The organism is Xanthomonas sp. NCPPB 2250 (assembly GCF_056725265.1).
In genome coordinates this window covers 4,474,001-4,484,620 of record NZ_CM161520.1, presented here as the reverse complement: position 1 = coordinate 4,484,620, position 10,620 = coordinate 4,474,001, and the positions used below count along the sequence as shown (strand labels likewise).

Below are 10,620 nucleotides of genomic sequence, written 5' to 3'. Positions count from 1 at the left end.
GCGCGTGCCGCCGTCCGCCACGCAATGGCCTGAGGGGGCAGACCACAGGACCTTGGCTGGGCCGGCCAACGGATTCGGAAAAAGGGAGTTTTACGGCCGCAACTGTCGCCTGATCCACGAAACTTTGAAGAGGACGTCAACGTGATCGACAAGCAAAACCTTCGTATCAATGCCATCGCAGCCGCCATGCTGGCGATGTCGCTGGGAGCCTCGAGCGCGATCGCGGCCAGCGCCTCGGCGCCGCTGCCGGTCAAGGAACCGGGCAGGTCCGCGCCGGCCGATGCGGTGACCTCCAACCGCATCCTGGTGCGCTACAACGCCGGCACCGCCGCGGCCAGCGACCGCAGCGCCAAGCTGTCGACGGTGCAGTCGGCGGTGGGCCGCGCCAGCCTCGGCGGCAGCAACGGCATTTCGCGCGCGGCCGCGGCCAGCGTGCGCGCCGAGTATGTGCGGACCCTGGGGATCGGCGCGGACCTGATCCGCCTGACCGGCAAGCTGAGCAAGGCCGACCTGGACAAGGTGGTGGCGGAGATCGCCGCCGACCCGACGGTGAAGTACGCGCAGGTCGACGCCAAGCTGCGGCCGGTCGACGTGCTGCGGGCCAAGACGCAGGTGCAGCCGCAATTCGTGCCCAACGATCCGCTGTACGCGCAGTACCAGTGGCACTACAGCAACGCCACCGGCGGCATCAATGCGCCGGCCGCGTGGGACGTGTCCAAGGGCGATGGCGTGGTGGTCGCGGTGCTCGACACCGGCATCCTGCCGAACCACCCGGACGTGGCGGTGAACCTGCTGCAGGGCTACGACTTCATCTCCGATAAGGAGGTCTCGCGGCGTCCGACCGACGCCCGCGTGCCGGGCGCGCTGGACTACGGCGACTGGGTCGAGAACGACAACGAGTGCTACGCCGGCTCCGTCGCCGACGACAGCTCCTGGCACGGCAGCCATGTCGCCGGTACCGTCGCCGAAGCCACCAACAACGGCGTCGGCATGGCCGGCGTGGCGCCCAACGCCACCGTGCTGCCGGTGCGCGTGCTCGGCAAGTGCGGCGGCTACACCTCCGACATCGCCGACGCCATCATCTGGGCCTCGGGTGGCACCGTGTCCGGCGTGCCGGCCAACCAGAACCCGGCCGAGATCATCAACATGAGCCTGGGCGGCGGCGGCGCCTGCGACAGCGCCACCCAGGAAGCGATCAACGGCGCGGTGTCGCGCGGCACCACGGTGGTGGTGGCCGCCGGCAACAACACCGCCAATGCCGCCAACTTCAGCCCGGCCAGCTGCGACAACGTGATCGCGGTCGGCGCCACCCGCATCACCGGCGGCATCACCTACTACTCCAACTTCGGCGCCAAGGTGGACCTGTCCGGTCCGGGCGGCGGCGGCAGCGTCGACGGCAACCCGGGCGGCTACATCTGGCAGAACGGCTACAGCGGCGCGACCACGCCGACCTCCGGCAACTACACCTACATGGGCCTGGGCGGCACCTCGATGGCCTCGCCGCACGTGGCTGCGGTGGCCGCGCTGGTGCAGAGCGCGCTGATCGCCGCGGGCAAGGCGCCGCTGACCCCGGCGGCGCTGGAAACGCTGCTCAAGCAGACCGCGCGTCCGTTCCCGGTGTCGATCCCGTCCAGCACCCCGATCGGCACCGGCATCGTCGACGCCAAGGCCGCCCTGGCCAAGGCGCTGGAAGAGCCGTGCGATCCGGCCACCGAGCAGTGCGCGCCGCCGGCGACCGCGCTGACCAACAAGGTGGCGGTGGCGGGCCTGGCCGGTGCCGCGGGCAACGAGGCGCTGTACAGCTTCGAGGCCAAGGCCGGTGCGGTGCTGAGCTTCCTCACCTACGGCGGCAGCGGCAATGTGTCGCTGTATGTGAGCTTCGGCAAGGAGCCGGGCACCGGCAACGCCGACGCCAAGTCGACCCGTCCGGGCAACAACGAGACGGTGCGCTTCACCGCGCCGCAGGCCGGCACCTACTACATCAAGCTGGTCGGCGAGAGCACCTACAACGGCGTCAGCCTGGTCGCGCGCCAGTAAGCGTACGCGGCGCAGGGAAGCGCCATGCGGTTCCAGGAAACCCGGCTCCGGCCGGGTTTCCTGCGTCTGGGGGCAGCGCCGTGCCGGCCCACTCCGCGACCGCTGCGGCGCGCAACGCGGCTGCCCAGCATGTCCTGCCAGGATGTCAGCCCGATGACCGCGACGGGCCTGCCGGTGCCGGTCCGCTGGCCGCCCGGTAGACAGCGGTGGGGGAGTGCGCCGGATTCGGCGTCGGGTCATGCCGAACTGCTAAAGTCGCACGGTCATCTGGGAGGGATCGCGTGAATGCGCTCGTGAAGGACACTGCCGTCGCCGTGGAGACGCCCGAAACCCGCATCATCGCGGCGTTGCTGGCCAAGGGCCGGCTCAAGGACGGCGACCTGGCGCGCGCGCGGCAATTGCAGCGCGAGTCCGGCGGCAGCCTGCTGGCGCTGCTGGCGCGCCTGGGCCTGGTCTCCGAGCGCGACCATGCCGAGCTCAGCGCCGAAGTCCTGGGCCTGCCCCTGCTCGACGCCAAGCAGCTGCCGGCGACCGCGCCGGAGAGCCTGCCCGAGGCGCAGCCGCTGTCGCTGCGCTTCCTCAAGCAGTTCCATGTGTGTCCGCTCGGCGAGCGCGACGGCGTGCTGGAACTGTGGATGGCCGATCCGCACGACGCCTACGCCGCCGACGCGGTGCGCCTGGCCACCGGCCTGCAGGTGCTGCCGCGGGTCGGCCTGCGCTCGGAGATCGACGACCTGATCGAGCGCTGGTTCGGCCAGGGCCGCAGCGCGATGGGCGCGATCGTGGAAACCGCCGACGGCGACAGCGTCGCCGCCGACGACATCGAGCACCTGCGCGACCTGGCGTCCGAGGCGCCGGTGATCCGCCTGGTCAACCTGGTGATCCAGCGCGCGGTGGAACTGCGCGCCTCGGACATCCACATCGAACCGTTCGAGAGCCGGCTCAAGGTGCGCTACCGCGTGGACGGCGTGCTGATCGACGGCGAGAGCCCGCCGGCCAACCTGACCGCGGCGGTGATCAGCCGCGTCAAGATCATGGCCAAGCTCAACATCGCCGAGCGCCGCCTGCCGCAGGACGGCCGCATCATGCTGCGGGTGCAGGGCAAGGAACTGGACCTGCGCGTGAGCACCGTGCCCACCGCGCACGGCGAGAGCGTGGTGATGCGCCTGCTCGACCGCGAGACCGTGGTGTTCGACTTCCACCGGCTCGGCTTCACCGACGCGTTCCTGCCGCAGTTCCGCAAGGTGCTGGAGCAGCCGCACGGCATCCTGCTGGTCACCGGCCCCACCGGCTCGGGCAAGACCACCACGCTGTACACCGCGCTGAGCCAGCTCAACACCGCCGACGTCAAGATCATCACCGTCGAGGACCCGGTCGAATACCAGATCGAGGGCATCAATCAGATCCAGGCCAAGCCGCAGATCGGCCTGGATTTCTCGCACGCGCTGCGCAGCATCGTGCGCCAGGATCCGGACATCATCATGATCGGCGAAATGCGCGACCTGGAGACGGCGCGCATCGCCATCCAGTCCGCGCTGACCGGCCACCTGGTGCTGTCGACCCTGCACACCAACAACGCCGCTGGCGGCATCACCCGCCTGCTCGACATGGGCGTGGAGGACTACCTGCTGACCTCCACCATCAACGGCATCCTGGCTCAGCGCCTGGTGCGGCGGCTGGAGCCGACCCATGCCGAGCGCTACGCGGCCTCGCCGGAGGAAATCGAGAAGTTCGAACTGCGCCGGCTGCAGCCGGAGGGCGAGATCTTCCTGTACCGCCCGCGGCCCTCGGCGATCGCGCCGACCGGCTACGTCGGCCGCACCACGATCATGGAATTCCTGGTGATGAACGACGTGCTGCGGCGCGCGGTGATGCGCCACGCCGGCATGGGCGAGATCGAGCAACTGGCGCGCGAGGCCGGCATGCGCACCATGTACGAGGACGGCCTGGCCAAGGCGCTCAGCGGCCAGACCACGATCGAGGAAGTGCTGCGCGTGACGGAGGAAACCTGATGCGCGCGGCGTGCGCTCCGGCGATGGCAGCCTGTTGCTTCGCCATGCGCGGGCATTCCGTGTTCGAAAAGGCACGGGCCGCGCGCGATGCGCGCTCCCCTTCCCGATTCCCCATTCTCCAGTCCCAGCTCCAGCCCTGATGCCCCTCTATCGCTACAAGGCCCTGGACTCGCACGGCGAGGTCCTGGAAGGGCAGATGGAAGCCGCCAGCGAGGCGGAGGTTGCGCTGCGCCTGCAGGAGCAGGGGCACATGCCGATGCAGGCCCGGCTCGCCGCCGAGGGCGGCGGCACCTCGCTGCGCGGGCTGTTCCGGCCCAAGCCATTCGACGGCGCGGCGCTGGTGCAGTTCACCCAGCAGCTGGCGACCCTGCTCGGCGCCGGCCAGCCGCTGGACCGCGCGCTGTCGATCCTGCTCGAGCTGCCCGAGGACGAACGTTCCAAGCGCACCGTGGGCGACATCCGCGACGCGGTGCGCGGCGGTGCGCCGCTGTCCACCGCGCTGGAGCGCCAGCACGGGCTGTTCTCGCGCCTGTACATCAACATGGTGCGCGCCGGCGAGGCCGGCGGCAGCCTGCACGACACCTTGCAGCGCCTGGCCGAATACCTGGAGCGCAGCCGCGAACTGCGCGGGCGGGTGATCAACGCGCTGATCTATCCGGCGATCCTGGTCAGCGTGGTCGGCTGCGCGCTGCTGTTCCTGCTCGGCTACGTGGTGCCGCAGTTCGCGCAGATGTACGAGAGCCTGGACGTGGCCCTGCCGTGGTTCACCCAGGCGGTGCTGAGCGTGGGCCTGTTCGTGCGCGACTGGTGGATCGTGCTGCTGGTGGTGCCGGGCGTGACCCTCCTGGCGGTGGACCGCAAGCGCCGCGACCCCGCGTTCCGTGCCAGCTTCGACGCCTGGCTGCTGCGCCAGCGCTTCGTCGGCGTGCTGATTTCGCGGCTGGAGACCGCGCGCCTGACCCGCACCCTCGGCACCCTGCTGCGCAACGGCGTGCCGCTGCTGGCGGCGCTGGGCATCTCCCGCAACGTGCTGTCGAACCTGGCGCTCACGGCGGACGTCGGCGCCGCCGCCGACGACGTCAAGAACGGCCATGGGCTGTCGGCGTCGCTGTCCAAGGGCAAGCGCTTCCCGCGCCTGGCGCTGCAGATGATCCAGGTCGGCGAGGAATCGGGCGCGCTCGACATCATGTTGCTGAAGACCGCCGACACCTTCGAGCAGGAGACCGCCCAGGCCATCGACCGCCTGCTGGCGGCGATGGTGCCGGCGATCACCCTGGTCCTGGCCTCGGTGGTCGGCCTGGTGATCATCTCCGTCCTCGTCCCCCTCTACGACCTGACCAATGCGATTGGGTGAGGCACCACGCTTATGCGCCATGGCGCATGTGGCGCCGAACGCCTGGCCAGGGACGGCCGGGCCGGTGGTTCCGGCGCTCGTCGTGCTGCGCCACGGATGGCAGCGCGTGCGTCTGGCGCAGCGGATCAATGAATCGAAGGAGGCCATGCGCTTGCGAACCGAAGGTTCGCGCATGGCCGAACGCCCGGCCATGGATGGCCGGGCCTGTCTATCCGGCGCCGGCAATGCGACGCCATGGACGGCAGCGACCTTGCCTGGTGCGTCCGCGCGGCGCGCCACGGTGCATGGGGCGCCGAACGCCCGGTCTCTGCCGGGCCGCGGGCGACCCTCGCGGACTGTGACGCCGCGCGTTCCTAGGCGGGAACCTTCCGCCGCCGCCCCTGTCCCATTGCCAGCGGTGCCGCGCGCGCCGGCCGCGGCCATGCGTGCGCGCGGCGCGGATCCTCCACCGCCCGGTGTGACGGCGTGCGTGACGCGCCGCTGTACCGCCGGCCGGCACCGGCTGCCATCGTCACCGTGTTCGGCTACATAGGTCTTCCACCGCAAGGATCCGATGCAATGCGCACTCTTCGCCGCTCCCTGACCCGTTCCCCGTCCGCCGCACGCCAGGCGGGCATGAGCCTGCTGGAAATCATCATCGTCATCGTGCTGATCGGCGCGGTGCTGACCCTGGTCGGCAGCCGCGTGCTCGGTGGCGCCGACCGTGGCAAGGCCAACCTGGCCAAGTCGCAGATCCAGACCCTGGCCGGCAAGGTCGACAACTACCAGCTCGACACCGGCAAGCTGCCGTCCAAGCTCGACGACCTGGTCACCGCGCCGGGCGGCGTCAGCGGCTGGCTCGGTCCGTACGCCAAGCCGGCCGAACTGAACGACCCCTGGGGCCACCCGATCGAATACAAGGTGCCCGGCGAAGGCCGGCCGTTCGACCTGATCAGCCTGGGCAAGGACGGCCAGCCCGGCGGCAGCAGTTACGACGCCGACATCAAGTACGAGTGATCCGGCGCCGTGATCCGGGCCCCTGCCGGCGCGCTGCGCTTCGGCGTGCCGGCGTGCGCGCCGGCCGCGCGTGCGCGCATGCGCGGCGTGTCGCTGCTGGAGATGCTGCTGGTGGTGGGCCTGATCGCGATCGCCGCGCTGCTGGCGGCCTCGGTGCTGACCGGCGGCATCGACGGCATGCGCCTGCGCTCGGCGGCCAAGGAGATCGCCTCGCAACTGCGCTACACCCGCGCCCAGGCGATCGCCAGCGGCCAGCCGCAGCGCTTCCTGATCGATCCGCAGGCGCATCGCTGGCAGGCGCCCAACGGCCGCCACGGCGAGATCCCGCCGTCGCTGACGATCCGCTTCACCGGTGCGCGCCAGGCGCAGCGCCGCGACGGCGAGGGCGCGATCCAGTTCTTCGAGGACGGCGCCTCCACCGGCGGGCGCATCGACCTGCAGGCGCGCCAGGCGCGCTGGCGCGTCGACGTGACCTGGCTGACCGGCGAGGTCACGGTCGGGCGCGCACCGGACCAGGCGGGCCCATGAACCGCCAGCGCGGCTACACCCTGATCGAGGTGATCGTGGCGTTCGCGCTGCTGGCGCTGGCGCTGACCCTGCTGCTGGGCTCGCTGTCCGGCGCCGCGCGCCAGGTGCAGCGTGCCGACCAGTTGAGCCGCGCCACCCTGTACGCGCAGTCGCTGCTGGCGGCGCAGGGCGTGGAGCAGCCGCTGCAGCCGGGACGCAGTCAGGGCACCCTGGACCAGGGCCGCTATCGCTGGACCCTGGACGTGGCGCCCTACGCCGACCCACGGCGGCCGCCCGATGCCGCGGTGACGCCCGGCGCGCCGACCTTGCTGCAACTGACCCTGCAGGTGCGCTGGGGCGATACGCCGGCGCAGGCGCTGCAGTGGAAGACCCTGCGCCTGGTCGCCCCGCAAGGCAACGGGGTGCCGCAATGAGCGCGCGCGCGCCGCACCGCGCCACCGCGCGCGGCTTCACCCTGATCGAAGTGCTGCTGGCCACGGTGCTGCTGGTCGGCGGCCTGACCCTGGCCTTCGCCACGCTGCGCTCGGCGATGGCGATCAGCGGCCGCGGCGAGGCGATCGCCGGACGCAGCGAACGCATGCGCGCGGTCGAGGGCTTCCTGCGCCGGCGCCTGAGTGGCGCGCAATCGCTGCCGCTGGACATCGACACGCATACCCTGCAGCCGGTGCGCTTCGTCGGCGAACCGCAGCGTATGCAATTCGTGGCCGATCTGCCCGAGTACCTTGGCCGCGGCGGCCCCTATCTGCACGACCTGCGCGTCAGCGGCGACGGCGACCATCGGCAACTGGCGATCGCGCTGGTGCAGGTGCAGGCCGGCAAGCAACTGGCCGAGACCCCGCCGCGCCCGCCCGAGCCGCTGGCGCGCGACCTGCGCGAGGTGCGCTTCCGCTACCGTGGCCTGGACCCGGAGCGCGGCACCATCGGCCCCTGGCAGGAGCGCTGGGAGCGCACCGACACGCTGCCGCTGCTGGTCTCGATCGAACTGCGCAGCGGCGACGGCACGGCGTGGCCGCCGCTGGTGGTGGCGCTGCGCCAGGCCGGCGGCGCGGAGATGCGGCAGTGAGCGCGGCACATCGCAACCGCGGCGCGGCGCTGGTGCTGGTGCTGTGGCTGATCGCGCTGCTGACCGCGCTGATCGGCGCCTTCGCGCTGACCGCGCGCACCGAGAACCTGCAGGGCAAGGTGCTCGGCGACGGAGCCGAGGCGCAGGAACGCGCCCGCGCCGGCCTGGAATACGCGCTGACCCGGCTCGCCGGCACCGCCACGCAGCCGGGCTGGCGTGCCGACGGGCGCCGCTACCGCTGGCAGTACGAAGGCGCCACGGTCGACCTGCGGGTCACCGACGAGAGCGGCAAGGTCGATCTGAACATGGCCGATGCGCAACTGCTGGCGGCGCTGGTGCGCGCGGTCGGCGAGGATCCGCAGCGCGCCGAGCGCATCGCCGCGGCGATCGTGGACTGGCGCGATCCCGACAACCTGACCCAGCCCAACGGCGCCGAGGATCCGGACTATGCCGCCGCCGGTCTGCCCTACGGCGCCAAGGATGCGCCGTTCGAAAGCCTGGCCGAGCTGCAGCTGGTGCTGGGGATGGACCCGGAGCTGTACGCCAAGCTGCTGCCCAACCTGACCCTGTACGGTGGGGTGTCGCGGCCGACGCCGGACTTCGCGCCGGGGCCGGTGCTGACCGCGCTCGGCCTGGACGCGCAGCAGGTGCTGGCGCAGCGCGAACGTACCGACCAGACCCAGCTCGGCATGGTCGGCATGGGCGGTGGCGGCACCTACAGCATCGAAAGCCGGGCGCGGCTGGGCAATGGCCGCGAGGGCGTGTTGCGTGCGGTGGTGCGCCCAGGCTCGTCGGCGCTGCCGGGCTCCGCCTACACTGTGTTGCGTTGGGAAGAAGGAACGACGGTGCGATGACGGCGTGGCGCGACACGATGGACAAACTTGGCGTACGCATCGCCCCCGGTGCGGGCGGGCTGCTGGCCTGGTGGCAGCGCTCGCTGATGGCGTGGCTGCCGCCGCGCTGGCAGCTGCAGCTGGGCTGGTCGCAGGCGCGGCTGCTGCTGTGGCGCGAGGGCGAGCAGCTGATGCTGGCGCGGCAGGTCGAGTCCGAACTGGGCGCGCCGCTGGCGCTGCCGTGGCCGCTGCTGCCCGACGAACTGGAGGCGCTGCTGGGGCCGCGCCTGGCGGCGCTGCCGCGGGTGTGGCTGTTGCCGGCCGAGGCCGCGCTGCAACGCCGGTTGCGCCTGCCGGCGGCGGCCGCCGAGCACCTGCGCGAGGTGGTGAAGTTCGAGATCGACCGGCAGACCCCGTTCCAGGCCGACCAGGTGATCTACGACGTGCGCGCCGACGGCCGCCGCGACGACGCCCAGCTCGACGCCGAACTGGTGGTGGCCCCGCGCCGCGTGCTGGACGACCTGCAGGCCAGCGCCGGCGCGCTGCGCCCGACCCTGGCCGGCATCGACGTCGCCGGCAGCGATGGCGCGCCGCTGGGGGTGAACCTGCTGCCGCAGGAACAGCGCCACCGCCGCGCCGACCCGATGCGGCGCTGGAACGCGATCCTCGCCGTCACCGCGCTGCTGGCGCTGTGCGCGGCCGGCTGGCAGTTGCTGGACAACCGCCGCGATGCGCTGGAGCACCTGCGCACCCAGGTGGACAGCGGCGCGCAGCGCGCGCGCGCGGTCGCCGCGCAGCGCCAGCAACTGGTCGACCTGGTCGAAGGTGCCGCGTTCTTCGACCAGTTGCGCGCCGAGCGCCCGGCCTCGGTCGAGGTGTGGAACGAACTGAGCAAGCGCCTGCCGGAGGGCACCTATCTGGAGAAGTTCTCGATCGAGGGCAACCAGTTGCAGTTGATCGGCCTCAGCAGCGAAGCCTCGTCGCTGGTCGGGCGGCTGGAAGGCTCGCCGCTGTGGCGCACGCCGTCGCTGACCGGCGTGCTGCAGGCCGACCCGGGCAGCCACCGCGACCGTTTCACCCTCACCGCCGAGCTGGCCGGGACCAAGCGCAAGGAGGCCGCCGATGCCGGTGCAGGTCGATAAGCGCGATCGCTGGCTGGCGCTGGGGCTGCTGCTGGCGGCGCTGGCGCTGGGCTACCTGGTGCTGGTGCATCCGTGGTGGACCGTGCCGATGCGCGAGGTCGATGCGCAGATCCAGGAACTGCGCCAGCGCGAACTGCGCGTGCGCATGCAGTTGCAGCAGGCGCCGCAGGTGGCGCAACGGCTGCAGCAGGCGCAGCGCGAACTGGCCACGCGCCCGGGCTTCCTGCGCGAGACCTCGGCCGAACTGGCCTCGGCCGGCCTGGTGCAGCGCCTGGAAAGCGCGGTGGCCACGGCCAGCCCCGGCAACCGCAGCTGCGCGATCAGCAACCGCTCGCCGCTGGCCGCCGACAACCGCAGCGACCGCTTCACCCGCGTCGCGGTGCAGGTGCGCCTGCGCTGCGGCACGCCGGAACTGGCCGCCGTGCTGCATGCGCTGGAAAGCGGCACGCCGGCGCTGTTCATCGACAATCTCAACGTGATGGCGCAGCGCTACCAGCTCTCGCCGGGCGAGAGCGGCAACGGCCTGGACGTGGCCTTCGAACTGGCCGGCTACCTGCGTCCGAACGCGATGCCGGCGCCGCCGGCGGCGTCCGCCACGCCGGATCCGTCGGCAACGGCGGCCCCCGCCGCGGCCACGCCGGTGATGAATGCCGGC

General features: G+C 71.8%; 9 protein-coding genes and 1 pseudogene. All 10 read left to right on the top strand.

Annotation, left to right across the window (positions count from 1 at the left end; translation table 11 throughout):
• The first annotated feature begins 141 nt into the window (after positions 1-141).
• A complete protein-coding gene (locus AC1PMG_RS18255) occupies positions 142-2,037 on the top strand; it encodes a S8 family peptidase (protein ID WP_481109778.1) in 1,896 nt (631 codons plus the stop codon).
• A 281-nt stretch (positions 2,038-2,318) separates the two neighbouring features.
• A complete protein-coding gene (gene gspE, locus AC1PMG_RS18250; RefSeq protein WP_017908692.1) occupies positions 2,319-4,049 on the top strand; it encodes a type II secretion system ATPase GspE in 1,731 nt (576 codons plus the stop codon).
• 139 nt (positions 4,050-4,188) lie between these two features.
• Positions 4,189-5,403 (top strand): type II secretion system protein XpsF, encoded by a 1,215-nt coding sequence (xpsF, locus tag AC1PMG_RS18245; RefSeq protein WP_160970274.1) that lies wholly within the window; start codon positions 4,189-4,191, stop codon positions 5,401-5,403.
• Between the two features lie 558 nt (positions 5,404-5,961).
• The gene (gene gspG, locus AC1PMG_RS18240; RefSeq protein WP_026143220.1) at positions 5,962-6,399 is read left to right on the top strand and encodes a type II secretion system major pseudopilin GspG; all 438 of its coding nucleotides are present in this window, start codon (positions 5,962-5,964) and stop codon (positions 6,397-6,399) included.
• Between the two features lie 78 nt (positions 6,400-6,477).
• Positions 6,478-6,927: a type II secretion system protein XpsH gene (gene xpsH / locus AC1PMG_RS18235; RefSeq protein WP_043082891.1), complete on the top strand. Its 450-nt coding sequence runs from the start codon at positions 6,478-6,480 to the stop codon at positions 6,925-6,927.
• Positions 6,924-7,340 (top strand): type II secretion system protein XpsI, encoded by a 417-nt coding sequence (xpsI, locus tag AC1PMG_RS18230; RefSeq protein WP_017913116.1) that lies wholly within the window; start codon positions 6,924-6,926, stop codon positions 7,338-7,340. Before xpsH ends, xpsI begins: the two co-directional genes overlap by 4 nt.
• A complete protein-coding gene (locus tag AC1PMG_RS18225; RefSeq protein WP_481109777.1) occupies positions 7,337-7,990 on the top strand; it encodes a type II secretion system protein J in 654 nt (217 codons plus the stop codon). Before xpsI ends, AC1PMG_RS18225 begins: the two co-directional genes overlap by 4 nt.
• Positions 7,987-8,844, top strand: coding sequence for a type II secretion system minor pseudopilin (locus AC1PMG_RS18220; RefSeq protein WP_481109776.1), 858 nt, complete (start codon positions 7,987-7,989; stop codon positions 8,842-8,844). Before AC1PMG_RS18225 ends, AC1PMG_RS18220 begins: the two co-directional genes overlap by 4 nt.
• The gene (locus tag AC1PMG_RS18215; RefSeq protein WP_481109775.1) at positions 8,841-9,965 is read left to right on the top strand and encodes a PilN domain-containing protein; all 1,125 of its coding nucleotides are present in this window, start codon (positions 8,841-8,843) and stop codon (positions 9,963-9,965) included. Before AC1PMG_RS18220 ends, AC1PMG_RS18215 begins: the two co-directional genes overlap by 4 nt.
• A pseudogene (gene gspM / locus AC1PMG_RS18210) lies at positions 9,946-10,590 on the top strand (type II secretion system protein GspM); the annotation flags it as partial. The gene AC1PMG_RS18215 and the pseudogene gspM, both read left to right, overlap by 20 nt.
• Between the last annotated feature and the right edge of the window lie 30 nt (positions 10,591-10,620).